Below are 26,177 nucleotides of genomic sequence, written 5' to 3' on the forward strand. Positions count from 1 at the left end.
CCACCAGGTGTGAGTGGAGCGCGTTTCGGCAAGGTCGGACATCCTGATTCCTTTCCTTGATTTACCGGGTCAACGCACGCGGCGGAAGCGCTTTACGAAGGTGCATCCATCCGGCAGCGGGCGATCCACCACCTCGGCGTTCCGAACTGCCTCGCGGTGGTTCTCGATGCTCTCGGCGGAGGCCCGCGCTCCAGCCGGCAGCCGCCGGACGTAGCCTTCCACCCAGTAGCCCGGATGGGCGGTGCGGTGGGCGTCACGGGTCTCACCCCGTCGGCTGACGGCTTCAACCCTGGGGGCGTAGCGCAGGAGATCGGCCCGCGCCTGTCCGGCTAACGGCGGGTACCAGGGAAGGTCATCCTGATCGAGGCTGCCGCTTACTCGGCTGATTCGTCGGTCCTGTACCAACTGCCGCACGGCTGCACCAATGCCCTTGACACGCTGTTCCGGCAGTCCCAGCCTCAGGCAGTTCCGCAGAAGAGCCCCTTCAGCCAGAATCGCGGTTCCGTCCGCGCTCAGATGCCCCAGCTTGCGCAGCGTACGCAGCACCCAGCCGGTGTCGGACAACTCGGGGACCGGTTCCTCCTGATCTGATCCGGGTGCGTTTTCCCGGGTGACCACCTGCGCGTCGTAGTGGTGGTGGAACAGCAGCCCGTCCACCCGCTGCGGGCTCGGCAGTAGGTCCGTGCGCGCGATGACCCGCGCGTCGCCAGGACGCCACCGACAGGTGACGAACGTGCCGGGAAGTATCCCCTCCGGCCACTCCACGCCGTGGAACTCCCACCGCTGTCCGAATCGGCGTAGCACCACGTCGCTGATCACCTGAACGTTCGTGCTCCCGCGCCTGGGGTGCTCGATTACCAGGCGAAGCTTCTGTCTGTCCTGAGCCGCCGTGTCCAATCCGTCGGGGAGAGGCGTCCAGCCTCCGTCGAGGTGGGCCCGATGCAGTGGGGCGTTCCATCGCAGCTCGCCAGCGTCGTGGTCACCCGGCAGCCACTGGGCACCGCTCTCCTCAGCCGGCATGTCCTGCGGGTCCGCGAGTGCCCCGAGTTCCTCGGAAACCTGCTCCGCCGTCGCCCGCACGGTCTCACCGCAACCGGTCTTGGCCCCTGCTCTCAGTACGACGGTCGCAAGCCGCCGCGCCGCCGCCGCGCCGCGATGCGGCCCGGGACATCTGTCGGTGAAGGTGAAGACCTTGCCACGACGCCGGACCAGCGCAGCCAGCATCTCCCGCGTGCGTTGATTTACCTCGAAGCCCAGGGCGTCGGGCACCAGCCCCACCCGCACCACGTACTGCACGACGTTGGCCGCCCTCTCGTCGCGGCAGACGACCCTGACGTTCGCCTGGTCCTCGCCCAGGTCGAGGACGGCTCGGCACGCTGCCTGCACCCAGGCGTCGTGCACGTTGGCGGCCCGGTCGATACCCGTACCCAACTCGCCGTACCGAGTGACCCAGCCGAAGCCGAACCGGCCGCGGTGGAAGCGGACATCGACGACGCCGACCACGCGTGAGGCGTCCGCCGGCATCTGCTTGACCAGATCGGGGCAGAGGAAGGCGGCAGCGGAATGCCCACACACCGCGTCCTCCGCTGACGGCACTTCGACAGGCTGCTGGCCAATGGCGGCTTCTTCCGGTACGCCGGTGACAGTGACCGTCAGGCTGTCCCGCACCATAGCGGCCACCGCCGGCACACAATCGGCGCAGGATCCAGCACGGCGGGCCCTCGGGCAGGTTGCGTGGTGCTCCGCGCAGGCGTTCGCGACCGCCGTGGCAAGCGCGGGATTCGAGAGCCGAACGAGGTCGAGTGTCTCGGCCAGACAGCTGGCCCGCAGCGACCGCAGCCGCTCGCCGCGATGCAGCTCCACGGCTCGCGCCCGCAGACCATCGAGGATCAGCTTCGCTTCCAGGCATCGGGCGTGCCCCTGCGCGTAGGCGCCGTCGGCCCGATTCAGCCGTGTCCGCAGTTCCTGGCTTGCCGTACGTCTCAGCTTCTCTGCCGCGGAGTCGCGGCTACGCTCAAGCTCGGCGAGGATCTCCTCGGCCCCGGTCGCCCAGCGTTCCGCCAGTGCCTTATGTGCCAACGCCCTGTCGTGGTGCTGCCGGCCGGCATCACGCACGGCTTCCTGAATGAACGTCTCGTCGCCGAGATGCTGGAAACGTTGGACGTCGATGGGAGGCAGCGGCTCGTCGCCTCCCTCGTGCTGGGCCAGCCAGCCCCACACATCCGAGGTCGGTAAATCGAGCGCGTCGGCACGTAGGCCGCGTCGCTTCAGGACTTGAAGGAGCGCGTCGTGCAGGGCCCCGCCTGCGACAGCGCGCGTGACCGCCACGTCCAGCTTCTCCGGCGAAACGCGTGCCGGGTCGTCCATCGTGGCTCGCTGCTGGGAGACGGCGATGGCCTCGCATGCCGCCCTCCGAGCCAGCGCCAGCTTGTCCCGAACAGCAGGCGGACACTGGGCCTGGCTCGTGTTTCCGGTGATTTCCGCGAAGCGGGCCTCCGCGTCAGCTCTCAGCTCGGCGTAGCGCAGTGCCGCTGCCGAGGTTGCCTTTTCGGCGTGACGCAGTGTCGCGGCGTCGGACGACGATAGTTGCTGTCCTTCAGCGACGGCACGGTGCAGGGCGGCGAGCCAGACCATGTCCCGGGGCAACGGGCTGGCGGGCTCATCCGGCTGACGTTGCACAGGTGTGGACCGAGCCGCTCTGCTGGCACCTCGTGCTCGGGCGGATCCAGCCCGGCCGGCACCCGGTGCCGCCCCAACCGCGTAGCAGTCGTGGCAGACGAGTTGCTCCCAGTTTCCCGCTGTGGTCGCCAAGCGGTTGGACGTGCGCATGCGCCGGCACCTGACACATCGGAAGGTCCTAGGACCATTGAGGACGTATTTCTGCAGCTCACCCACAGCGGGATGGATCTTCTTGATCTGGATCCCCGGGGGAACCTGTGATGCCATCGTGCCTCCCCAGCCAGTTCGGCCGCAATTATTCTCTAGCCCAAGGGCGCGCACTCTGACCCTGGCTGCCGCTTGATGTCATCGGCGGCGGGGGACTCATGAACATCCACATCTACGACTTGCGCATCTACAACCTGGGCTTTCGGCTTCGCCAGTTCCGAGCCGGACAGGTGCTCCTTCAGCCTCTTGGACATGGGGAGGAAGGTCGCAAGAGTAAGGCCACCCGACACGACGGCCCCGACGAGGGGGATCGCCTTTGAGACAGTCTGTGCGAAAGTCTGCTTGGTCATCTGAACGCCGAGGTAGCTTGCGACTTTCTTGACTACCGGGTAGACAACGCCCTTGGTGAGTGCCTTCTGCGGTAGTTTCTTGACAACTTGCTTGGAGATCTCACCCGATATTTTCCCCACGGCAGCGTTGGCCGACTGGGTGCCGAACATCACGCCCACGAAGAGGATGAGCATCCCTTTGGTCGCGTCGTCGAGGTCGTCGCTGTCGGCCGAGAAAAGGTCTGGCCAACTGTAGAGGTAGGCAAGTTTTTGTGCGATTCGGAGCATGTGGCCGAAGTATTGGGCCAGGTCGGCGGGCACAGTGGCGGGCAGGAACAGCAAACCGGGCATCCCCGCAGCGGCAGAGAGAACGCTGGCCTTGGCAGCCTCGTAATAGATGGAATCGTCTGCCGCCTTATCGAGAACTTCGAGAGGGATTCCGGCTGCTGCGGGGGTCTCTTCGATCGCTCGGCGAATCTCGTCCTCAGAACAGTGCTGGGTCAGGGCACTCCTGAGGTATTCGGCCCTACTGATTCGCACGCCCGGAAGACCTGCTGCGCTCACCAGCACTGCGGAAAAGCGCGCCTCCGGGTCCTCGATCGCTTGGCTCGTGGCCATGGCATGAACCTCCCCATTTGATTTTTGCAGAAGAACGTCGCCGAGGAACGCCGCGGAAGTGAAGCGGGCCCCTATGCCTTGGATTTACGACCACGGGTGGCCTTCGGCGGGCGCCAGGACGTCAGCGCCTCGTCTGTGAGGTGGAGGCGGTTGGTGGTCTCGGCGAGGAAGCTGGCGTAGATGTCAGCCGGCGAGGCGCCCCACTGCGGGTCGAACTCGCCGTGCCACTGGCGTACCCAGGGCAGGATTTCGCGCAGCCCCGCGACCAGCGGTGACAGCCGGTCGGCGGCCCAGCCGTCCTCCTGTTCGCGGGCGACGATCAGGGTGGCCAGGGCCTGGGCCTGCTCGCGGTGGTCCCAGCCGGCCCAGCCGACCAGCAGCGACGGGTCACCGTCGCGGCTGGCACCCGGGTACGACACGAACCGCTCCTTGGGCACGTCGAGCTTGCCCCGGTGCTTCCAGTAGCTGCCCTTGAGGAAGTCCGCCGAGGTGTACTTCGGCGGCACCGGGATCTGCTTGCGGAACTCCCGCTTCGCCGCCTCGTCGGGCAGCGCGTCCTCCTGCCGCTGCAGGTCCCACACGTGCTCCCAGTCGGCGCGCTTCGCCAGCCCGGAGTCCTTGTAGCGCAGCGCGGCCAGGTGCGGCACGTGCTCGTCGGCAACCAGGTCGGCGATCACCTTGCCGAGATCCTGACCGGGCGCGTAGAGGTTGGCGACGGTGAGCACGTCGTCGTCGCGGCGCAGCTCGTCGGCGAGCTGGGCGGTGGTCAGCGGACACGGCTGCTCCAGCCCGTCGACGTAGTGGTACCACAGCTCCCGCGCCTCGCACCGGTCCAGCAGCCAGTCGCGCAGCGCCTTGCGCCGCATCGCGTCCCAGCCCTCGGTGGCCCAGCGCCGCTTGCACTCCGGCCGCTCGATCAGCCCGATGTTGCGATTGCCCTCGATGACCGCGATCCGCCGCTCCACGACCGCCTTGTACTCCGCCGACCAGGACACCGGCAGCTCCGTGATCGGCATCGACCCGTGACGCGCGAACCACTGCGTCTCCAGGCCCTCGTCGCGCATCTTGCGGGCCAGCACGATCTCGAAGGCCCGCTGCCCGAGCTGCAGCATCGGCGGCCGGACGCTCTCCGGGGCGGTCAGGTCCTGGTCCAGCAGCCCGTAGAGCGAGTAGACCTGCCAGTCCAACTCCTCCTGCAAGCAGATCATCATCCCCCGGACCGCGTGCCACTCGTAGCTGGCAGCATCCAGCCGGTCGCGGGTCGGCACCCCGGAGCCCGCGACCGCCGCCGGGGTCACGGTGGCGAGCCGCTGCGCCAGGCCGTCAATCTCCCGGCTCAATTCAAGGGGGTACGCCGGCGGCAGCGGAAACCGCTGCACATTAGTTCCGTTGAACTGGTAAAACCTCTCCCAGTCATCGCTGGTGAAGCCGCCGCCCTCACCACGGATTCCCTTATCATGGCATACCTGCTTCAACCAAAAACAGGCGGTCGAACTGCCGAGTAGGCCAAGAAGCCGCAGGTGGTCGTCCTCCGACGACCCCTTCGGCAACTTGATCGCAGGCGCAGTCTGCTTGAAGACGTTCCCGCCCCGGTCCAATACAAAATGGTTATGGGTCGACACCTCAGCAAACGAGATCGACATTGGCGTCTGGTAGGCGGACGACGTGTGCTGCATGTACTCCCACCACCGGAGCCCAGCATCCGCCATGTTGCCCTGGAAAGTCCGTCGTTCCTCAAGGAGATGCCGCCACGGCCACAACTCCTCGGCAAGGCCGCTCTTGCCAAGCGATGGTTCGTACGGGTACCAGATGGCATCTTCCGGATTAGAGTCCCAATCCCGCAGCGTCTCGCCAACCATAAGCGGCCGGAGGGCCGCTTCTGTGACCCTGGTACGTAGGCGCCGATTCAACGGCCGGATAAAGGCTTCGTCCGCGCCTGCCCGGATCGCCCGCCCTACGGGCACATCAATTTCCCGGGTCAATACCTCGGCTGTGGCCCCCTGGATCGCCGCCGTTAACGCGGCAGCCCCGCCGCCACCTAAACTCCATGGGTGACCTTCCAGCCGAAATCGGTCAAGGTCTTCAACGCTGACCCAATCACTCTCGGATCCAGGCCGGTCCACCTGATTGGTAATCGCTTGCCAGACGAAGCCCAACCTGGGATCCGCTGGCACGCCTGGCTCTCCCCGGATTCCCATGACGGTCCGCACTACCTGAGCCCGAAGGTGCTTGCGCTGGCGGCCGACCAAAATCACCGTCGGTGTGCCGTGTCCCGGGATATAGGCACCAGAGGTGTCTACCACATGCGTCAGGTCAACCTCATGTGCGAAAAAGGCCTCGATCAGCTTCTTTCCGAACTCACGCTTGGCGAAGGAGTTGGCGGTGATCTGACCGACGTAGCCCGCACCTCTGCCTTCCTCGTCAGCCGGCATTGCCAGTTGGAAGAACCGCTGCGCAAAGGGCACGGACAGCGCGTACGTGCCGGCGCAAGCGGTGAAAATCCCCCGGTAAAGCTCGTTAAGAGCCTTGTCTTTGACAGTGATGTAGGGGGGATTGCCCACCACCACGTGGTAGCGGCCGTCCTCCAGCATGCCACGGTAATCCTGCAGGTCCTCGGTGCTGTATTGCAGGTCAGCCAGCTGATCGAAATCATCGAGATCGAACAGCGAAAGCTGACGATCTTTGATGAGCGAGTCACCCACCGCGATATGCAGTGGGAAGACATAGCCGGCTGAGTCGGCGAGGGTCTTGACGTTGCATGCCTGGACGGCGGCGACTAAGAGGCGGAAGCGGGCGATGGCTACCGCGAAGGGGTTGATGTCGACGCCGTGGACGGCGTCGAGGGCGAGGCGTACTCGCTCGTGAGGGTCACGGTTGGGGGCGTGCTGCTCCCACTCCTTCAGCAGCCGCTCGAAGGCACCGAGGACGAAGTGGCCCGAGCCGCAGGTCGGGTCGATCATTTTGACCACGTCGTGGCCGAACTCTTCAATCGCCGGGGTCAGCGTGAGGTCGAGGATGAACTCCTCGACGAACTCCGGCGTCTGGAGCAGGGCGTAGGTCTTGCGGGCCGCCTCGGAGAGGTCCTGGTAGAGGTCGCCGAGGAAGCGCGTGTCCCACTCTGAGTCGGTGAAGTCGTGGACCAGGCCGCCAGTCTCGCCACGTCGACGCCAGAAGGCGATCAGGTTCTTGGCCTCGTCGTGGGACAGCGGGATCTGGTAGAGCGGGTTGTGCCGCTTGTCGAAGAGCGACCTGCCGGCCTGGGTGCCGGCGATGGCGTCGAAGCCCTGGTGCAGCCAGTCACGCAGCGTCTTGTCGGGCTGGTCGCGGAAGAACTGCGCCTCGGCCTCCTCGGCTAGCACCAGCCGGTCGCCCGGACCTGCCAGGTAGGGGTCGGGCAGCAGGCCGTTGTCCTCGCAGAAGCGTACGAAGACGGTGCCGAGCACCCAGGCGACGGCGACCTGGGTGACGCGCTCGTCGCGCCAGGCCGCCCAGGTGGCGGCGGTGCGCCCGACCTTGAAGGCGTGGTCGTACTCGCCACGCAGGCGGAGGCGCACCTCCTCGACCGATTCGGCCTGCTCCCGCAGGTCCTTTTCCAGGTTCTTGACCTGCTTCTGCAGGTCGGACAAGAGCAGCTTCCGGTCGATCACCCGACGACTCTAGCCGTCCCGTCAACGGGACGGGGGTACCCGTTGGGTCCGTTTCCGTCGCCGGCCCGCTACCTACGGCTCCCGCATCCAGGTCTTCGGGTCGGTGACGAAGACGCCCTTGCCCTGCTGCCTGCGGATCACCCGCAAAGCCTCCAGTCGGGCGTAGGCCATTTGCACGGTCCCGTGACTGACGCCGTAGCTCTGACGCAGCTCGGCGATCGAGGGCAGCCTGTCCCCCGGCTTCAGCTTCTTGGACCTGACGTCGGCGATCACATCGTCGGCGATGCGCCAGTAGTCCGGCACTTCTCGCATGGCACTCCTCGCGTGGCAATCCGATTCGATCACACCGCGACGCGCCTAACAAGCAGCGTTGACTCATCTGACATATCTAGCCATGTTGATTCCGAGCCGGTCCTCGCATGGCAACGAGTCGGCTCATCCCCTGGTCGGGGCGGGCGTTCGTGCCCGTCCCGGCCCCCTCCGGCTGCTCTGCCGTCGTACCGCCGAATTGGGCTGCGGCGGCCGAGCGGGCGGGTCGTCCGCGGCCCCCTCGCGGACGGCCCGCCCTTCCAGACCCCACCGCGCGGAGCCTGCGCGCTCCCGCCTGCCCTGGAGAGGATCGTCGTGGCTCAGGTGTACCGAGGTGCTCAGCCCCATCCCGCCGGCTACCCGGGCCGGTTGACGCCGTACGAGGTGCGGACCCGCGAGTTTGCCGCACGTCGACGCGGCGTCGACCAGGCGGAGGTACGCGAGTTCCAGGCCCGGGTCGCCGACGAGCTGGCCATGCTCAACGAGACGGTACGGCTGCTCAGCCAGGAGAACGACCGGATCAGGCGGGCGCTGCGCGACTGGCAGACCCTGCACGCGCGGGAGTGCCGGCCGCCGGAGGAGCACCACCGCAACTCCGGTCACTGGTGACCGCGCGCCCCTCCCCCGGCGACCTGCTCGCCGTCGACGGCCGGGCCTCGGTGCAGTTCGCCGGGGACCGCGCGCTGACCTTCCGCGTCGTCTCGGTCTCCGACCAGCCGACGTACGCCGGCTGGATCTGGCTGACCGGCTACGTCCTGAACCGGCGCGGCGAGGCGACCGCGAAGCGCGAGATCTACGTCCAGGTCGCCGGCCTCACCCCGGCCCCTCCTCCTGACACCCTGCCCCGCCGCGCCCCGCGCTCCCGCCCTGCCTCGTCCTATGCTCGGCGACCTGATCAGGGCAGCGCCGCGAGTGGCGACCGCGCCGGACTGCGCGCTGGGGCTGATGCTGGGTGACGCCATCGGTCGACGGGTGGCGCGGTGCCGCAAGCAGGTGCGGAGCAGGTCGAGGCGAGCGGCCCCCAGTGGTGGGGCCGCTATCTCGACCGCTGACGATCGAGGGTGGCCGGCCGCCGCTGCGAAAGCGCGGTGGCGGTGCCGGCCGGTGCCGGCGTGCCGACCATCCTCTGGTACGCGACCCGGAGCGTCGGCGCCACGATCTCGTAGAGGTAGGGAACACCGTTGAGCCCTCCCCAGCGCAGTTTGCCCCAGGCGGAGGGATTGGTGAACGCCGCGACGAGGGTGCCGACGCCCGCGAGTCGCGCCTGTTCGAGGTGCGGGGCAACCTGACGGCGTCGGCCCATCAGTTCAGTGAGCACCTTGTGAACCTGGACGCCCTGCACGATGCACAGCGTCGGCTCCAGGATCTTGACCGTCGCCGCCAGGTGCGCGAGGCAGTTGCGGCTCATGGTCGTGTCGCTCAACGACCTCGCCCCGTCGGCCGTGGCCGAACACAACCGCAAGTTCGCCATGGCGTACGCGTCGAAGACATGCACGGGTTGCCGCACCCCGCTCATGCGGAGCTGCTCGCCTTCCCGATCGAGCCCCGGCTTCCGCCCCACAGCGAGCCGGAGGGCATTGGTGGTGCCCTTCATGTGCGGATTCCGGTCGGTGAACGACAGCTCGGCCGACTTCATCACCTCAGCGTGGCGCTGATCAAGAGTCACGTGCTCTCTCGGGCGCACCGTGTCCATCGCGATGACCAGGATGCGGCACGGCTTCCCGCCCAGCCTGAGGTCGTAGTGACGGCCGACGTGTGAGAGCTGCCCGGCGGCGAAGGACACCTCGGGCCGCGGCGCTCCCCGCCCGTCGAACATGACGGCACGCCGGCAACTGCCCAGCTTGCGGCAGACGCACTTGCCCGACGATCCGAGCACCTGCGCGCCCATGTACTGGCGCAGCTTCTCGACGCGCCTGGCCGTGGCGAGAGTGTCGCTTGCCGGGGTCATGGCGACACCTCGACAGGGCTGCGCTCGACGAGAGCGTCCCGCAGTAGGGCCGTCTCCTCGGCACTCGGCGGTCCAGCTGACCCTGGATGCCACTCGACGACCAGCCGCTGGCCCGACGGCAGCGCGTACGTCCGCACCGCCCGGCTGGACACCTTCGACCCATAGCGCCTGCCGCCGGATCCCAGCCGGCCCGTCCGCGGTAGCTTGAGCGCCTGGGCGATGCCGTCCCAGGGCCGGCCGAAGGCGAACACGTCCCGCACCGGCAGCTCCGCGATCGGCTGCCACACGAACTCGTCGATGACCCCGACGGGCGGCCGCAGCGGCGCCGTGATGGACTTCGAGTGCCACGGGTAGCACTCGAAGATCAACAGGTCACGATGGTCGGCGCTCGGGTCCTGGAGCCACCGGCGGGTGAACTCAAGCCGTGCCTGGTAGTACCTGTTCTTCCCCATCTCATCCGGCAGGGTCCATGGCGAGCGGTTGTAGGGGCATGTCGTAGCCCACCTGCTGTACGAGCCGTGCTCCTTGATCTCCTTGGCGAAGATGCCGTCCCGCCCCTGGAACCGGGGACGGAATTCGCCGGGGTTCAGGCCCAGCACCACCATCCGTGGCGTGTGCTCCAGACCGAGGAGGTCACCGTGATAGGGCTCTGGAAACCCGTCGCGGGTCACCTCGCCAGGGCCGGCGCCCACATAGGAGTCGAACCATGCCTTGAGTTCTTCCGGCATTCGATCGTCGCCGCTGAGCCAGGATTCGACGTGGGCGTCCCAGAAGGCCGCGACGCGCTGCCGCGCGGAGGTCGTCATGACGAAAAGTTAGCGACGCGTGACTGGTCAGGCCAGGGCGCAACGCGAAGAATCAACCTCGTGACCGAAACCTTGCGCCAATTGGCCGCGTTGCTGCGGGATCGCGACGAGTTGGACGCCCGGATCGCGGCGTTCACCGGGCGATCGGCACAGCCGGGTGACATCGGCGAGTTCATCGCCGCCCAGGTGTTCGACATCGAGCTGGCCGACACGGCAAACCAGGCCGGCTACGACGGCACATTCCGAACCGGTTCGCTCGCTGACCAGACGGTGAACGTCAAGGCCTACGGCGACGCCTTCGCCGGTCTCGACATCAGCGCGCACCACTGCGACCACTACCTGATCCTCAGTGGGCCGGCCAAGCCCACGGGCACCGTGCGGCACCACCGGTGGCGGATCTCTGCGGCGTACCTTCTCGACAGCCGCCGCCTGCTCGAGACCCTCAGGGCCAGAGGTGTGAAGATCGGAATCGCGACGAGCATTCGCAGAGCCGACCTCGAGGTCGCCCAAGTCTTCCCCACTACCGGGGCGCACGCCCCGATACGCCTCACGCCGGAGCAGGCAGCGCTGTTGTCGCTGTTCGCGTAGACCCCTCCTGCCCGGTGCCACCACTCGCGGGCCGGACATGCGCAGCGCCGCTAATTCGAACGCGCCGACCGGGGCGGACTGTCGTGATGACGACAGCGCGATGCTCCCTCGATCGGGCTCGGCACCGACCGTCGCACAAGCAATAGGCGATTTTCCATGGGAAAACGGCGGTTTCTCATGCCAGTGGATCGATAGCGGGTAGGCCCAGCGCATTCTTGACAGGCATTTTGGCGTTGGCATACTGGGCGGTGCCCGTACCCCCGGTGTGCGCCATCACGACAGATGCGGTGACCCATGGACGACCTGTCGGCAGCAGGCCTGGCCGCCGCAGCGAGCGCGGCTCTGATCCAGGCCATGGCCTCGGACGTATGGCTCAACGTGAAGGATCACGTGGCACGCATTCTCGGTCGCGACGAGTCGGAGTCGGTGGCCCGCGCGGAGCGGGTCCTGGAGGATTCGCGCGAACGGGTGTTGACCGCCTCGCCGGACCACAGGGACACGGCGTCCGCCCTGGAGGCGGCCCGTTGGGAGGGCCGGCTACAGGCCCGGCTGGAGGAGGACCCGGGCTCCGCCGTCGCGATACGGGACCTGGTCGCCGCGGTCCGGGCGGCCGGCGAAGGCGTCGACCAGTCGACCACCGTGCAGCAGAACGTGACCGCCGGCCGGGACGCGTACACCGCAGGCCGTGATCTCACCGTGGGCGGCCCCGAGCGGGCGCCATGAGTGACGCGTGACCGCGCCTCAGCAGGATGTCAGCGCACGGCGCGACGGCTACGTTGCGGGCCGGGACCTGCACCTGCATGTGGCGGGGCAGCAGCTCAGCCTCTATCCGAAAGAACGCTTCGCCGCGCCGCTGTCCTACGATCGCGAACGGCCCATCTTCCTCCAGTACCTGAATCCAGAAATTCGGTCGTGTTACGGCCGCCCACCGACGGCCCGTTTCACCGAGGCGGACCTGTCCCAGGCGCTACACGCGACGCGGCTGGCCGTGCTCGCCACCGACGAGGAACTGATCCTTCCCGCGTCGTACCTGTTCGAGGTGCCCAGCCTGTCGATCTTCCTCACCCGGATCAGGTCACTCGTGGTCCGGGGCGTGGTCCACTACTCATCGCACATCGCGGACCTCGACTCCTACGTGGAGCACAAGGCCGTCGAATACCGCCGCGACGACCGCAACCCCTACGAGCTGACCCCGCACCGCAGTCTCACCGACGGTCTCGTTTGGCGGCCCCGCTACGCGCAGAACACCGCCACGGACATCGGCCAGAGCTGGGGCACCGCCCTACAGCCGGACGGCGAGCTGGCCACGACGCTCGCCAGCATCGCCGGTCGCTGGCCCTCGATGGCCGGCGACGTCGAGACGCACCTGCATGAGGTGCCCGATCGACTCGACGGGCAGGCCTTCATCAGCCGGTTCGTCCGGGCCACAGTGCCGGTGACACTGGGAGCCGAGGAACGGGCCAGGATCGACATGTTCCTGTCCCGCGAATACCTCGCCAGCTACCTCCGCGACCTCGACGCCGCCGTCGTCGCCGACTTCGACTTCGGTGACTTCTCCTGCGGCATCCGCCAGATGCGGACGTCCCTCGCAGACCGGGTGCTGTCCGCCCGCTCGTTCGACCTCGGCCTGCGCTGGCTCGGCATCCACGACTTCGTCCACCGCAGCGCCCGCTGGCCCGATCTGCTCAGCCTGCGCGCTACTCCCGAGTTCGGCACCGTCGCCACCGCCACACAGCATCCGGTGCTCCGCGCCCGGCTCCGCGAGGCGGTGATCCGCGGGCGGAAGCGCATCAGGTTCCAGAACGCCGCGACCATCCAGCAGGCGTTGACCGTGGTGGCCGTCGTCGCCAACAAGCTCGATGTCACGTTGAACCAGGCAGATCCCGACCGAAGGGCACGATGATGCTGATTTCCGTCTACTGTTCCGGATCGATCATGAAGGGCGGGGGCGACCAACAGCGTCTCTGCTGGACGGATGTGGAGCGGGATGAGGTCGCGGGCGGGGCGGCTCCCTGCGACGTCGTCTTCCTCAATCCGGACGATCCGATACCGGACGCAGGCAACACGTTGGGCCAGTTCGGTCGGGACATGTACCAGGTGATGGTGGCGACGGCGGTCATCGTCGACGCGCGGGTACGCCGTGGGATCGGCATCGGTGTCGAGATGGCGGCAGCGGTCACGCTGGGAACGCCCGTGGTCGTGGTCGCACCCCGCAATTCGCAGTACCGCAGTGACGTCCTGGAATATCGGGGCGTGCGGGTGACCGACTACGTGCACCCGCACGTGGCGGCGCTCGCCACCGACGTGGTCGACGACTTCGCCGCCGCCGGTCGCGCTCTCGTGGCGTTGGCCGGCCGACCCAGGGCAGCCCAACCTCGCCCCGCCTGGCTGTCCGCCGCACTGGACGAGTACGAGAACAACGTGCTCGACATCGACACACCGATGCTCGACGCACTGCGACGGATCAGGGCCGGCGCGGCGCGAGTGCCCAGCACGACGGCATGATCGCCGACACGGGGTCCAGCGCCGCCGAGCCGATCGGCGCCAGGACGGGGGTGACCGGCCTCCACCTGGTGCACAACCGGCACCTGGAAACGCTGTTGTTCGACCGTAACCTGACAGGCCTGCCGTTCCGGCGGGCCTGCCTCGCCAGCAGCCGCGAGTTCGTCCGACACATCCGGGACGAACTCGACGGCGCCGACCTCGGCGAGCTGATCATCCTCAGCAAGGGGTTGGTCTACCAACTCGCGGAGGCGGTCGCGATCGAGGCCGGCCGAAACCTGCCGGCGAACCTGGTCTCCACAAGCAGGGTGGCCGTCGCCTCCGACAACGCCACGGTCGAGGTGTCCTACGCACGGTTCGACGCCGGCGGCTCGACGCTGCTGATCGGCGACACCGTCGCCTCCGGCGCGACGATCGTGGCGGCTCTGCGGGAGTACCAGCGCTTTCACCCCGTCCGCTGCCTGTACGTGCTGTCGTACGCCGGCGCCCTGCACGGTGCGGCCCGCATCGCCGACTACTGCGCCGGCAGCGGGATCGAGTGCACCATGCTCTTCGGCCTGGCCGCGTTCGGGCTCGCCGAGAACGGGTTCGACCTGTCTTTCCTGCACCCCGCGACAATCACCAGGGACGCCTACCGCGAGCGGGCCCGACGGCAGTTCGCCGGCAAGCCCGTCTCGGCCGTCGGGTGGGACTTCGGCTCGCAGGCCATGGCACCGGAGAAGTACCGCCAGCTCTGCTGGGTCGAGGCCGGCTTGTGGGAACTGCAGGGCTCACCGGCCCTCGCCGTCGCCCGCGAGCCGGAGAACATGGCAGCCCTCGCGCACGAGGCACCCGCGTACGCAGGCACGACGTTCCAGGCTCCGGGCAACGACGCGGTCCGAGGCGCCGAGGCGATGGCAGACGCTCGGGCGTCAAGCGGTGACTGCGCTGCGGTGGGCGTTGACGACCCAGGCGTCCGGTAGGGCGATCCACTCGTTGTCGCCCACCCGCACGACCGCGCCGTCCAGCTTGGGCAGCAGCGCCGGGTCCTCCATCGGGCAGAGCAGCCACACGTCGCCCGCCCCGCCCCGCGCCGCGTCGGCCAGCTCGTAGAGCCGGTCCACCGCCCGGTAGCGCGCCAGCACCGCCGCGTCGTGCAACAGCACCGGCCCCTCGCCGGCCCGCAACTCCGCGCGCAGTTCCGGCGCGGCGAGCTGCCACGCCTGCTCGGCGTACTCGCCCAGCTTGATCGCCGGCCGGGAGCCGGGCTCCGCGATGTCGGCTCTCAGCACCGTCTCCCAGGTCGGCTTTGGGCGCGCGTCGACCAGGGCGTGCAGGTGGTCCAGGAAGCGGGCCGCCACGTTGACCGGCCGGGCGTCGAAGCGCCGGATCAGTTCCTCGCGGGCCAGGGCGTACCGGTTGAGGCGTACCGTCAGGGCCCGGAACCCACCGGCGGTCCTGGCGCCCGTCAGCCGCTCCTCGGCGCGCATCGCCGCCGCCAGCTCCGGCGACTCGGCCGTCCACCGGCTCGGCGCGGCCGTCGCCGACGGGCGACGCTGCATGATCGACATGGAGGACGAGGCGTTGCGGGGCGGCGGTGGCACGTACCGGTCGCGGTCCCAGCGCAGCTCGAAACCGGCCTCGGCGAGCAGCCGGTCCAGCTTCGGGTGCGGCGGCAACGGCTCCAGCTCGGGGAACCGCGCGGCCACCCGGTCGGTGACCTGCGTGGGGGTCAGGCCGCGCCGCTTGTCGGGCCCGGTGGCCGGGGGCACCACACCGGCCTGGGCCAGCCGCAGCGCCCGCACCGGGTCGAGGTCGCGAGGGTAGAGCTCCAGTCGCGCGGTCGCGGCGGCCCGCTCCGAGGCCACCGCCGCGAGCAGCACCCGCCGCCGCTCGTCGATCGCGTCGGCCGCCCCGCCGGGCGCGGTCACGGTCGCGAGGGTACGCAGCACCGTCGCCGGGCTCGGCAGCACCTCGCTGGCGGCGAGCCGGTCGGCTGCCTTACCGAGCGCGTCGGCGTAGTCGAGCAGGGCCGGCGCGGCCGGGGTGTCCGGGGCGTCGTCCTCTCCCGCCTCGAGGGCCACCAGCAGCCGCTCACCGTGCCGGCGCAGCAGCAGGCGCGGCTCGTCGGTGAGTGCGTCGATCTCCACGGCGGCCCGCACCGCGGCGAGCGCCACGGCCCGGCGCAGCGCGTCGCCGGTGCGCACCGAACCCCGACTGCCGAGCAGCGCTGTGGCCAGCTCGGAGACGCCCATCACCCGGCCCCCGTCGCGCAACAGCTCGATGATCTGCGTACGCACGCTGCCGACGACGGGAATGTCGTGCCAGCGCTTGCGCTGCTTGCCGAGGATCTGCGCGATGCGGGCGGAGCTGACGCCCAGCGCGGTGGCGACCTGCGGCTGCTGCGGCCAGGGCGGCAGCGCCGGCAGTGCGCCGGATTCGTCGGGCAGGTGCAGCAACAGCCGGGTGCCCTCGATCTCGGTGCCGTTGCGGCCGTTCTTCGCCGGCAGCAGCAGCGTCACGATGGCGTCCACGCCGACGCGTACCAGATCAGCGTCGCCGTGCCCGGCGGCGGTCTCGGTGGCCGCTTCGGCGGTGGCCGCCCTGCGGGCGGCGGGGGTGGTGGAGAAGGTCTCCCGCTCCCCCAGCCGGCCGCGCCACTCCTTGACCCGGCGCTGCAGCTCCTTGCGGGTCCGCGCGCCGAGGCCGGGGAGGGTGGCGAGCCTGTTCGCCACGGTGAGCAGCTCGCCGACTGTGGTGGCCTCCAGCCGGTGGGCGGCGGAGACGGCGCGCGGGGTGAGGCCGGCGGCCTCCAGCGCGGTGGCCCGGGTCGCCCGGGTCGCGGCCTCGTCGCGGGCCGCCTCGGCGGCCTGCTCGTCCGGCTCGTCGGCCTCGATCTCCGGGTGGTCGGTGCCGACCGGGACGCTCGCATCGGAACGACGGAACACCTGGTGCCAGGCGTCGCGCATGTCCTTCAGCGAGGCGAACCGCTGCCGGTGGTCGCGGTGCAGGGCCTGCCGGAAGAAGTCGACCAGGTCGTCGCGGATCGCCGGGTCGAACGCCTCCACGGCCAGCACCGGTGGGCCCTCGGTGAGCTGCGGTTCCGTGCCGCCGTCGCCCCACACCGGCAGCTCACCCGAGGCCATCTCGTGCAGCGTGACCGCGAGGGCGTACCACTCGGCGTGCTTGTCGTAGACCTGCCGATTGGCGGTGCCGAGGAACGGGTCCAGGTAGCGGGGGGTGCCGGCAGCGGTCTCCTTGACCGAGACGCCGGCCAGGGAGAAGTCGAACAGCACCAGCTGGCGGGTGCGGTTAGGGCGGATCCGGATGGCGATGTTGTCGGGCTTAATGTCGCGGTGGTAGACGCCCTCGCCCTCCAGGTAGTCGAGCGCCCCGAAGAGGTAGTGGCTGTAGGTCTCCAGCTCGTCGACGGTCAGCCGGCCGTCGTCGCGCAGCTTGCGCGCCAGCGTCAGCTCGCCGGCGTGCTCGAGCACCACGACGGTGCGGTTGCCGAGCTGCAGGGGCTCGGGCCGGGCCAGCCGGATCACGCGGGAGTCGGTGAGCGGGCCGAGCACCCGGGCCTCGTGCGCGAGCCGGGCGCCCTTCTCGTCGGAGAGGCCGACCTTGAGCACCTCGTCCTTGCCGGTGCGCTCGTTGTGCGCGAGGAACGCCCGGCACGTCGAGCCGGTGCCGAGGCTCTTCTGGATCGTCCACTCGCCGACCCGGTCACCGCCGCGCGCCTCCAGCGGGTCGACCTGCTCGGGCTCCCGTTCCTCCGGGTGCACCGAGCCGGGCGGCGGGGCGGTCAGCTCGTCCTCGACCTCCTGCAGCATCTCGATGAACTCGGCGACGGTGGTGAGTCGCTGTGTCGGCACCGGGGCGGTGGCCGCCTGGATCAGCTCGTCGGCGAAGAGACTGATCCCGTCGGCCACGGCGGTGGCGCGCAGCCCGTTGTCGCGGGCCAGCCGCGAGAGCAGCTCGGGGCGCTTCGCCGCCGGCGGCTCGCCGGTCAGGATCAGATACGCCAGCGCACCCAGCCCGAAGACGTCCATCGCCACCGCGTCGGGCCTCGGGGCGGTCAGCTCCGGCGCGAGGTACGCCTCGGCGGAGTGCTCGATGTGCGAGGCGGCGTGCGAGGAGTGGGTGACCGGGTCACCGCTGCTGCCACCGGCGGTGTCGGCGCCCCGGGTGGCCGCCTGCCAGTCGCTGATCTGCAACTGCGGCATTAGCCATGCCTCGTCCTCGCTGCCGCCCCGTCGCCGACGGCCGGGGCTGACCAGCACGCTGCGGGCCGACAGGGCGCGGTGGTGCAGCCGCCGGCGGTGCGCGTACGCCACCGTCTCGGCGAGCTGACGGATCATGGCGAGCCGGCTCAGCGCGTCGAGGCGGTCGCCGTACTGGGCCATGTAGTGGTCCAGCCGGATGGAGCGGTGGTCGTACCGGAAGATCAGCGCGGGCCCGGCCTCGTGCGACTCCATCGAGTCGACCCGCACGATGCCCGGGTGGTTGATGCCGTGCAGGACGGTCATCTCCCGCTTGGCGGCGCGTTCGATGCTGGCCCGCTCGGACTGCACCGCGTTGCGCTCGACCAGGTAGATCCGGATCCGCCGGTGCTCCCGCTCCAGCTCCCGGTGCCGGGCGTGGTGGTCCTGCCACGTCGGGCCCTGGTCGAACGGGCGGGTGTCCAGCTCCCAGGCCCCGATCTGGTAGTGCTTGCGGCTGCGGGCGATGCCGACGGCCTTGAGCAGCTCCGGCAGGGCTGCCGACATCTCCTTGGTGACCCGCTGCCGCTCGTCCTGCGGTGGGCGTTGCAACAGCGAGCCGATCGTCGGCAGGGGGCCCGGCTGGTGGCCGGGAGCGGATTCGGGGCCGTGGATGCCGTGCAGATGGTGCTCTGCGAGGTTGACGATCAGGCCCGGCTTGGACAGGAAGACCGCCGCCTGCACGAACGGGATCCTGAGCGGCGGGCCCTTGCGCTGGCTGGCCGCCGCCTGAAGCAGGGACTTGATCTTCTTGGCCTTGGCGTCGGCGAGGTGCAACGGGTTGTCGAACGTGCGGGTGCTGCTCGGGCCGTACAGGATCCAGTTGGAGCCGCTGGAGGTCAGCCGGCCGGTCAGGCTCTTGATCTCAACGAGGTAGAGCCCGCCCGGACCCGCCACCAACAGATCGACCTCGTAGGGGTGGCCGGTCTGCGCGGTGAAGGTGAAGTTCGACCAGGCGCGGTAGGGCTCCGTGTCGGGCAGCAGCGCTTGGACGTGCGCCAGTGCCTCCCGCTCGTGCGCGAACTGCGACGGCGTGATCGTCGTCCACCGGCCCTCCTGCATGCCGACGATCCTAGGGGCAGGTCAGCAGGTCATGGTGACCGCCGTTCCGGTGGCCGCCGCCGCGCCCGGCCCCTACCCACAGGAGTCGCAGACACCGCTTATCGGCAACGCTGTGCCGCCCAGCGGGTCCGGCCCTCACCGGGCACGACGCGGCAGGGCGGTCACCGCCGGGATCAGCGGCCGAGTTCCCGGTACGCACGCGGCAGGTCATCGACCGCGAGCACCTGCACCGGCGGCCTGCCTTCCTTGACGGTGACCAGTACGAGCGGATACCCACCTTCCACGTCGTCGGCACGGTGGAGGGCGTCCTCGATCGCCGTCACGGCGATCGCGAGTGGAGCAGCCGCCTCCATCTGTCGGGGCCGCACCGGACCGACCTCGGGGTGATCCGCGAGTTCTGACACCGAAACGGCCAAGTCGACCAGCGCCATGCCGTCGGCTTCGGCCTTGGCCTCGACCCAGCGCCCGACCTGTTCCCGGGTGACGAGCAGCCATCCGTGCTGCTCGTGCCGGTACGGCAGCTGTGAGAAGTCGTCCCGGTGCATCATGCCGAGCGCGTCCCGCAGCGATGTGTCCGGTCTGCAGGTCTTGGCCGTGGTGGCGATGTCACCAACTTTGCGGGGCTGGCGCACGCCCTCGGAGATCTTCTCCAGCCGCCGCACGACCTCTAGCGGAGGCGAGGCGATCGGTCCCGAATAGCCGTCGAACGAGACGTGAGCGTACGCGTTGCGGACACCTCGGCAACGATCGAGGAAGGTCTCCTGGTCCCGGGTCAGGAGATTCTCCTTCCCGGCCCAGGCCAACAGATCGAACGCGTCAGGGCCCCTGCTCGACACGCTCCCGGTCTGGTGACGCCACTGCTGCCGGAGGTGCGACTCAAGCCCCCGCCATGCGAGATCGAATCGCTCCGCGAGCGACGTCCGGTCACCCTTCGCCACGTCCTACCGCCTTCCTGCCCGATGCCTTTGCGCGGTCCCGTTGACATGCCGCCGAAAGGGACAGCGGGCGACACGCTCTGATGCTGTGATGATCCGATGCGCATCCGAATCGTCGGCGTGGACATCGGGTCGGTCAAGCGGCCGTCGAAGTTCGCGTGGGCCGCGCTCGACGCTCCCGGGCCGGAGGTCGTCGCGAGCGGCGACGACCCGGAGTTGGCCGTCGCGGCGCTCGTGGCCGGCCTCGACGACGGAAGGCAGGCCGCCCTGCTGCTGGAAGCACCGACCTCCGTGCCCGTGCCCGACACCGGTCCAGGTTGGCGCTTCCTCGGCAAGGCTCGGGCCGGCGAGGGAAACCGGCCGTGGTCGGCCGGCGCGGGGGCGGGCGCGTTGGCAACCGGCCTGGCACAGGGGGCATGGCTGCTCGGGCACCTCGCGGCAAGCCGACCCGGGACGACCGCCACCAGCCAGGCAGACGTGTGGCGGCGCGGCGGGGCACGTCTGCTGTTGGCGGAGGCGTTCGTCTCCGGCTCGGGAAAGCCGGTGGCGCTGCGGGCGGATCAGCACGCCGCCGACGCCGCCGCAGTCGGCAGGGAGATGGTGGCGCGGCTTGGCGGGGGCGACGAACTCGCGTCCGACGTGCGCTGCGCCCCGCAGGGTTCCTTCAACCTGTTGGCGGCGATGGCCCAATGGGCAGGACTCGACCTGGATGCCGACGAGCTACGCAAGGACGTGCTCGTGATCCGCGTCCATCCCGTGCTGCGCACGACTTGAGGGAGATAGCGGCCTCCGACAACCGGCGAGGCTACTCCTTCCCTACAGTTGCGCGACCGTGAGCGGGCGGCCCGGGTCAGCTCGGGACGTCGCGGCGGCGGAAGCCGGCCGTGCCGGCCGCCAGCAGGAGCACCGCCACCCCCGTCAGCACGACCAGCGGCAGCGCCGCCGGGTCGACCGCCGGGGCCGACGGCACGTGGGTGTACGGCGACAGGTTCAGCGCCGCCTGCGGCAGGTCGAGCACCGCGCCGAGCTGCCCGAGCAGCAGGAAGACGATCAGCGTCGCCCAGGACAGCGCCACCGACCAGCGGGGCAGCAGGCCGAACAGCGCCGTCACCACCCCGGCGACCACCAGCAGGGCCGGCAGTCGCACCAGCGCCGCCCCGCCCAGCCCGACGGCCCGGCCCAGGGGGTCGCCGGCGACCAGGCCGTAGCCGAGGCCGGTGGTGAGCCCGCCCAGCAGCACCAGGGCGAGCGCGCCGAGCGTCGCCGCGACCACCTGGGTGGTCAGCCAGCGGGTACGGCTGACCGCCGTGGCGAGCACCGCCTCCAGCAGCCCGTCGGCCTCGTCGTTGCGCGTGCGTAGCAGCGCCTGCACTACGTACGCCCCGATGGTCAGCGCGAACAGCCCCAGCATCGCCGCCAGGTACGCGTCGATGAGTTTCGCGCCGCCGCCCATCGCGCTGATGGCCTCGGCGGCGGCCGGGTTCTCCTCGATCATGGCGTTGAACTCGTCGCCGGCGATGCCCATCGAGAACCCGAGCACCGCCACCCCGACCGCCCAGCTGAGCAGCGCGCCGCGCTGCAACCGCCAGGCCAGTCCGGCGGGGCTGAGCAGCCCGGGTGCGGCCGTGGCCGGCCCGCGCCGGGGCGCGACGAGCCCGGCGCCGATGTCCCGCCGCTCGGCGAGGGCGTAGGCCGCCGCCACCCCGGCGACCAGCAGCGCGACGGGCAGCGCCAGCGTCCACCAGCGTTCGCCGCCGAAGGCGCGGACCTGGTTGCCCCAGCCGAGCGGCGAGAGCCAGGACGGCCAGGCGCTGACCACCCGCAGCCCGCTGTCGGTCTGCTCGCCCAGCACGTCACCGGCGGCGCGGAGCAGGAAGGAGATCCCGACGGCGGCGGCGGCGAGCGCGTTCGCGCCCCGGGACGTGACGGACAGTTGGGCGGCGACGGCGGCGACGCCGGTGAACGCCAGGCCGACGCCGCCGATGGCGGCGGCCGCGGCGACCGACCCGGCGAGCGGCAGTCCGGCGCCGGCCAGCGCGGCGGCGAGCAGGGCGGTGGCGGCCACGTTCGCCGCGACGACCACCAGCAGCGCGGCGGTGAGCAGCGCGTACCGGCCGACGACGGAGGCGCCCAGCAGTTCCGCCCGGCCGGTCTCCTCGTTCTGCCGGGTGTGCCGGATGACCGCGAAGGTGCTCAGCAGCGCGGCGAGCAGGGCCAGCGTCACGTACGTCTCGGCGGTCACCACCGCGCCGAGGTCGGTGCCGGCGATCGGCCCGTTGAACGCGCGGGCGACCAGGCTGGACGCCGACGTGCTGGCGTAGCCGACCCGGGACGCCTCGTCCGGGTAGAACTCCTTGACGCTGCCGGCGAGGGCGTAGCCGAGCAGGGGCGTGCCGAGCACCCAGATCGCCAGCCGGAGCCGGTCGCGGCGCAGCACGAGGCGGGCGAGCCGCCCGGTGCCGGTGAACGCGCTCACCGGGCACCCGCCGGCCGGTCGGCGTCGGGACGGTCACCGTCGGTCGGGCCCGCCGCCGGGACGGGGGCGCCGGCGGGGACGGCGACGCGCTCGTCGCCGTAGTGGCGCAGGAACAGCTCCTCCAGGGTGGGCGGGGCGCTGGTCAGCGCGCGTACGCCGAAGCGCACCAGGTGCCCGAGCAGCTCGTCGAGGTGGGCGGGCTCGACCTCCAGGTGGGTGCGACCGTCGACCTCGCGCACGTCGTGCACGCCGGGCAGGGCCGCCAGGCCGGTCGCCGGCCGCGCCGTCTCGACCGTCACGGCCGTACGGGTGAGGTGGCGCAGCTCGGTGAGGGTGCCGGACTCGACGGTGCGGCCCTCGCGGATGATGCTGACCCGGTCGCAGAGCGCCTCGACCTCGGCCAGCACGTGGCTGGAGAGCAGCACGGTGGCGCCGTCGCGCTTGAGTTGGCGGACCTCGTCCTGGAACACGGCCTCCATGAGCGGGTCGAGCCCGGAGGTCGGTTCGTCGAGCACGTAGAGCTCGACGGCCGAGGCGAAGGCGGCGACGATGGCGACCTTCTGCCGGTTGCCCTTGGAGTAGGTGCGGCACTTGCGCGTCGGGTCGAGGTCGAAGCGCTCCAGCAGCTCGTCGCGGCGGCGCCGGTCGAGGCCGCCGCGCAGCTGGCCGAAGAGGTCGATCGCCTCGCCGCCGGAGAGGTTCGGCCACAGGTTCACGTCACCGGGCACGTACGCGAGCCGCCGGTGCAGGGCGACCGCGTCGCGCCACGGGTCGGCGTCGAAGACCCGCACGTCGCCCGTGTCGCGGCGCAGCAGGCCGAGCAGGACGCGGATGGTGGTGGACTTGCCGGAGCCGTTGGGCCCGAGGAAGCCGTGCACCTCCCCCGCCCCGACCGTCAGGTCGAGCCCGTCGAGCGCGCGGACGCTGCCGAACGTCTTGACCAGGTTGCCGATGGAGATGACGGGCATGGGCCCTCCTGTCGCTGGCGGTGCCGACGACCACACTGTACTGACCGTTGGTCAGTCGAATCAACAGGGTCGCCTGCCATCGGTCAGACGCCGCTAGGCTTGCCGCCATGACCGCCGAGGCGCCCGACGACACGCGTACCCGGATCCTGCGCGCCGCGCTCGACCTGTTCGCCGAGCACGGCTACCAGCGCACCCCGCTGCGCCAGATCGCCGAACGGCTGCGGCTGACCAAGGCCGCGATCCTCTACCACTTCCCCACCAAGGAGCACCTGCTCACCGCCCTGATCGAGCCGATGGTCGCCGATTTCGAGGCGCTGCTCGACGCGGCCGAGCAGGGGCCGACCGAGCGGGCCCGGTGGACGGTGCTGGAAGGCTGGGTGGACATCATCCTGGGCCACCGCCGACCACTCGGCATGCTCTTCCACGACATCGCGCTCGTCGGCCGGGGCGACACCTACCACCGCCTGATCCGGATCGCGATGCGCGCCAACGACCTGATCGCCGGGCCCGACGCGGGGCGCCGGGAGCGGGTCCGGGCGGTGCAGGCGGTCGCCGCGTGCAGCGATCCGGTCGTCTTCTTCATCGACGTGCCGGACGCGGTGCTGCGGGCGGACATGCTGGACGGCGTGCGCCGCCTGCTCGGCGACCCGCCCGGCTCCGGCCCCGCTGGCGGCTCCGACCAGGCCGGCGGCGCGGGCACGGCGAGCGGCGTGGGCACGGCGGACGGCGAGAGCAGGGCCGGCGGCGCGGGCGCGGCCGGCGCCGAGAGCGCGACCGGCGGCGCGAACACCCGCACGGCGGCGACCAGCGGCGGCACGGGTACGGCGGCCGACGGCGGCGGCGGTGCGGGCACCCCGGCGGCCGGCGGCGTGGCGAAGGGCCGGCGCCGGCCCGGGCGGCCCCGGGCGATGAGCCCGGAGCAGGTCGAGGCCGCCCGGCGGATGCACGCCCGGGGCAACCACTCGGCGGACGAGATCGCCGCCGCGCTGGGGGTCTCGCGGGCCACCGTCTACCGCCACCTCGACCTGGCCACCGCAGAATAATGAGACTGGTTCTGCGACGGTTTTGAGAACGGGCCGACCCCGTCTCGCGGAAGGCGAAGCGATCAGCAGGAGGCACCCTCGTCCGAGGGTGCCTCCACTGCGTTGGTCCGATGGTGGGCGCGGTACCGGGACCCGATCACCGCATCGCCCGCAACGAACGGCTCACAGACCGGAACGGACGTCTGCCGGCTGACGGTCCAGTCCGGGCGCCGGGCATCCCGCCCTGATCGAGTTACGAGACGTCTCAGCGGGGAGCGCTGCCGAAGGCGCTGGAGAGGTACGCCCGGGAGTCGGCGATGGCGCCCTCGATGATCCGGGCCGCCTCGCGGGCCTCCTCGGGCCGGTGCCCGGCCTGCACCTGAAGCCGGAACCGGGACGAGCCGGTCGGGGTCACCGGGAACTCGACCATGAATGCCAGCACCCCCCGGTCGAAGAGCAGGCGGTTCGCCGTCCGCGCCAGCTTCTCGTTGCCGATCAGTAGCGGCACGATCGGTGACGGCTCACCCATGCAGGTCAGGCCCCGGCCGGCCAGCTCGTCGCGCAGGGCGTGGATCGCGGTGAAGAGCCGGGCCCGCAGCACGTCCCCCTCAGCCGACCGGATGATCCTGGTGGCCTCCCGCACCACCGCGGTCTGCACCGGCGACAGCGCGTTGGAGAAGAAGTGCGAGCCGCCGAACATCTTGATGTACTGCTTCAACGCTGGCGAGTGGGAAGCCACGAAGCCACCGTTGGAGCAGAACGTCTTGGAAAAGGCGCCCATCACGATGTCGACGCTGCCAAGCAGGTCCTGCATCCCCAGCACGCCGGTGCCACCGGGCCCCATCGAGCCCAGGTCGTGGGCCACGTCGACCAGCAGCGTGGCGTCGTGTTCCCGGCAGACGCGTTGCAGGGTGACGAGGTCCGGCCAGTCCGCGTCCACCGAGAAGAGCCCGTCGGTGACCACCAGGATGCCGTTGCGGGTGTCCGTGGCCCGGATCTCGGTCAGATGCCGACGTACCGCCTCGACGTTGAGGTGCTCGTAGCGGACCACGTTCCGGGTGGCCGCCCGCGCCCCCTGCTGGAGGCAGGAGTGGGCCAGCCGGTCGATCAGGATGTGGTCGGACTGCCGGACCAGACCGACGACCGCGCCGAAGCCGGCCGCCCAGCCGGTCGGAAAGAGCGTCACGTGGTCGAGCCCGACCAGGTCGCCGAGGGCAGCCTCCAGATCGTCGGAGATGCGGGTGTTGCCGAGCACCATCGGCGAGCCGGCGCTGTGCGGCCCGTAGTCGTGCATCGCCTTGGCCGCCGCCTCCCGGATCGCCGGGTGGGTGTTGAACGACAGGTAGTCCTGCGAGTTGAAGTTGATGCCGCGGGCGCGCCGGCCCAGGTCGTTGGTGATCTGGGCGACGCTGTCCGGTGCCGCCTCCAGCACCCGGGAGTACTGCCACGTCTCCGTGCGTCGACGGGCCTGCACCCAGCCGTAGAAGTCCCCGGTGCGGGTCAGCAGGTTGCGGCCGGCGGGCCGGTAGAAGTCGTACGCGTTCTTGTCCAGGGCGTACTCCTCGTCGGGGTCGACGGGGTTGCGCAGGTGGGCCGGCTCCCACATCTCGGTGAGGTCGGCGACCACCTGGGCCAGCTCGTCGTCGGCGCCGTCGAGCGACGCGAGGTCGTCCCACGGGATGTGGGTGGCCCAGTTACGGGTCATCTCGGAGACCTCGGCCGCGGTACGCGCCATGGTGTCGAAGTCCCGGCAGTGTGCCGCCTTGAGGATGATCCCGATCAGTTCGCCGTCTTCACGCTGGTCCAGCTCGGTGGTCACGGTGTCGTCTCCCTGGTGGAT

Annotated in this window: 20 protein-coding genes; 9 read left to right on the forward strand and 11 right to left on the reverse strand. The window is 70.2% G+C overall.

Going from position 1 to position 26,177, the window contains the following annotated elements; all coding sequences use genetic code 11:
• Window positions 1-69: 69 nt before the first annotated feature.
• From EV374_RS12550 to EV374_RS12565, 4 genes are all read right to left on the reverse strand, one after another.
• Complete coding sequence (locus EV374_RS12550; RefSeq protein ID WP_132234798.1) at window positions 70-2,634, reverse strand: hypothetical protein; 2,565 nt, start codon at window positions 2,632-2,634, stop codon at window positions 70-72.
• Window positions 2,635-2,981: 347 nt separating this feature from the next.
• Window positions 2,982-3,833, reverse strand: a complete 852-nt coding sequence (locus tag EV374_RS12555; protein ID WP_132234800.1) for a hypothetical protein — start codon at window positions 3,831-3,833, stop codon at window positions 2,982-2,984.
• Window positions 3,834-3,904: 71 nt separating this feature from the next.
• Window positions 3,905-7,480 (reverse strand): BREX-2 system adenine-specific DNA-methyltransferase PglX, encoded by a 3,576-nt coding sequence (pglX, locus tag EV374_RS12560; protein ID WP_132234802.1) that lies wholly within the window; start codon window positions 7,478-7,480, stop codon window positions 3,905-3,907.
• Between the two features lie 72 nt (window positions 7,481-7,552).
• The gene (locus tag EV374_RS12565; RefSeq protein ID WP_132234804.1) at window positions 7,553-7,792 is read right to left on the reverse strand and encodes a winged helix-turn-helix domain-containing protein; all 240 of its coding nucleotides are present in this window, start codon (window positions 7,790-7,792) and stop codon (window positions 7,553-7,555) included.
• 312 nt (window positions 7,793-8,104) lie between these two features.
• Here EV374_RS12565 and EV374_RS12570 point away from each other — a divergent pair, with 312 nt between their 5' ends.
• Together EV374_RS12570 and EV374_RS12575 are read left to right on the forward strand one after the other, a co-directional pair.
• Window positions 8,105-8,398: a DivIVA domain-containing protein gene (locus EV374_RS12570; protein ID WP_486485725.1), complete on the forward strand. Its 294-nt coding sequence runs from the start codon at window positions 8,105-8,107 to the stop codon at window positions 8,396-8,398.
• Entirely contained in the window at window positions 8,395-8,745 is a 351-nt protein-coding gene (locus EV374_RS12575; RefSeq protein ID WP_486485726.1) for a hypothetical protein, read from the forward strand. Before EV374_RS12570 ends, EV374_RS12575 begins: the two co-directional genes overlap by 4 nt.
• A gap of 80 nt (window positions 8,746-8,825) precedes the next feature.
• Here EV374_RS12575 and EV374_RS12580 read toward each other — a convergent pair whose 3' ends face one another.
• Together EV374_RS12580 and brig1 are read right to left on the reverse strand one after the other, a co-directional pair.
• Complete coding sequence (locus EV374_RS12580; protein WP_132234806.1) at window positions 8,826-9,737, reverse strand: hypothetical protein; 912 nt, start codon at window positions 9,735-9,737, stop codon at window positions 8,826-8,828.
• A complete protein-coding gene (gene brig1, locus EV374_RS12585) occupies window positions 9,734-10,543 on the reverse strand; it encodes an anti-phage DNA glycosylase Brig1 (protein WP_132234808.1) in 810 nt (269 codons plus the stop codon). The genes EV374_RS12580 and brig1 overlap by 4 nt, the downstream gene beginning before the upstream one ends.
• A gap of 60 nt (window positions 10,544-10,603) precedes the next feature.
• On the opposite strand from brig1, the gene EV374_RS12590 reads away from it, so the two are divergent.
• From EV374_RS12590 to EV374_RS12610, 5 genes are all read left to right on the forward strand, one after another.
• The gene (locus EV374_RS12590) at window positions 10,604-11,131 is read left to right on the forward strand and encodes a DUF6998 domain-containing protein (protein ID WP_132234810.1); all 528 of its coding nucleotides are present in this window, start codon (window positions 10,604-10,606) and stop codon (window positions 11,129-11,131) included.
• A gap of 390 nt (window positions 11,132-11,521) precedes the next feature.
• Window positions 11,522-11,854: a hypothetical protein gene (locus EV374_RS12595; RefSeq protein WP_207914116.1), complete on the forward strand. Its 333-nt coding sequence runs from the start codon at window positions 11,522-11,524 to the stop codon at window positions 11,852-11,854.
• Window positions 11,855-11,861: 7 nt separating this feature from the next.
• Complete coding sequence (locus EV374_RS12600; RefSeq protein WP_132234814.1) at window positions 11,862-13,034, forward strand: hypothetical protein; 1,173 nt, start codon at window positions 11,862-11,864, stop codon at window positions 13,032-13,034.
• Window positions 13,034-13,636: a hypothetical protein gene (locus tag EV374_RS12605; RefSeq protein ID WP_207914118.1), complete on the forward strand. Its 603-nt coding sequence runs from the start codon at window positions 13,034-13,036 to the stop codon at window positions 13,634-13,636. Before EV374_RS12600 ends, EV374_RS12605 begins: the two co-directional genes overlap by 1 nt.
• Window positions 13,633-14,595, forward strand: coding sequence for a hypothetical protein (locus EV374_RS12610; protein ID WP_132234818.1), 963 nt, complete (start codon window positions 13,633-13,635; stop codon window positions 14,593-14,595). The genes EV374_RS12605 and EV374_RS12610 overlap by 4 nt, the downstream gene beginning before the upstream one ends.
• On the opposite strand, the gene pglW is transcribed toward EV374_RS12610, so the two are convergent.
• Both pglW and EV374_RS12620 read right to left on the reverse strand, forming a co-directional pair.
• Window positions 14,545-18,936, reverse strand: a complete 4,392-nt coding sequence (gene pglW, locus EV374_RS12615; protein ID WP_132234820.1) for a BREX system serine/threonine kinase PglW — start codon at window positions 18,934-18,936, stop codon at window positions 14,545-14,547. The genes EV374_RS12610 and pglW overlap by 51 nt on opposite strands.
• Before the next feature lie 173 nt (window positions 18,937-19,109).
• Window positions 19,110-19,874, reverse strand: coding sequence for a CBS domain-containing protein (locus tag EV374_RS12620; protein WP_132234822.1), 765 nt, complete (start codon window positions 19,872-19,874; stop codon window positions 19,110-19,112).
• Between the two features lie 96 nt (window positions 19,875-19,970).
• Here EV374_RS12620 and EV374_RS12625 point away from each other — a divergent pair, with 96 nt between their 5' ends.
• A complete protein-coding gene (locus EV374_RS12625) occupies window positions 19,971-20,645 on the forward strand; it encodes a hypothetical protein (protein ID WP_132234824.1) in 675 nt (224 codons plus the stop codon).
• Between the two features lie 76 nt (window positions 20,646-20,721).
• On the opposite strand, the gene EV374_RS12630 is transcribed toward EV374_RS12625, so the two are convergent.
• On the reverse strand, window positions 20,722-22,347 hold the full coding sequence (locus EV374_RS12630; RefSeq protein ID WP_132234826.1) for an ABC-2 transporter permease: 1,626 nt from the start codon (window positions 22,345-22,347) through the stop codon (window positions 20,722-20,724).
• On the reverse strand, window positions 22,344-23,315 hold the full coding sequence (locus EV374_RS12635) for an ABC transporter ATP-binding protein (protein WP_132234828.1): 972 nt from the start codon (window positions 23,313-23,315) through the stop codon (window positions 22,344-22,346). The genes EV374_RS12630 and EV374_RS12635 overlap by 4 nt, the downstream gene beginning before the upstream one ends.
• A 107-nt stretch (window positions 23,316-23,422) precedes the next feature.
• Between EV374_RS12635 and EV374_RS12640 the strand changes: the two genes are divergently transcribed.
• Complete coding sequence (locus EV374_RS12640; protein WP_132234830.1) at window positions 23,423-24,358, forward strand: TetR family transcriptional regulator; 936 nt, start codon at window positions 23,423-23,425, stop codon at window positions 24,356-24,358.
• Between the two features lie 244 nt (window positions 24,359-24,602).
• Here EV374_RS12640 and EV374_RS12645 read toward each other — a convergent pair whose 3' ends face one another.
• Window positions 24,603-26,156, reverse strand: a complete 1,554-nt coding sequence (locus EV374_RS12645) for an aminotransferase class I/II-fold pyridoxal phosphate-dependent enzyme (protein ID WP_486485727.1) — start codon at window positions 26,154-26,156, stop codon at window positions 24,603-24,605.
• Window positions 26,157-26,177 lie beyond the last annotated feature (21 nt).

It is taken from the genome of Micromonospora sp. CNZ303, assembly GCF_004345505.1.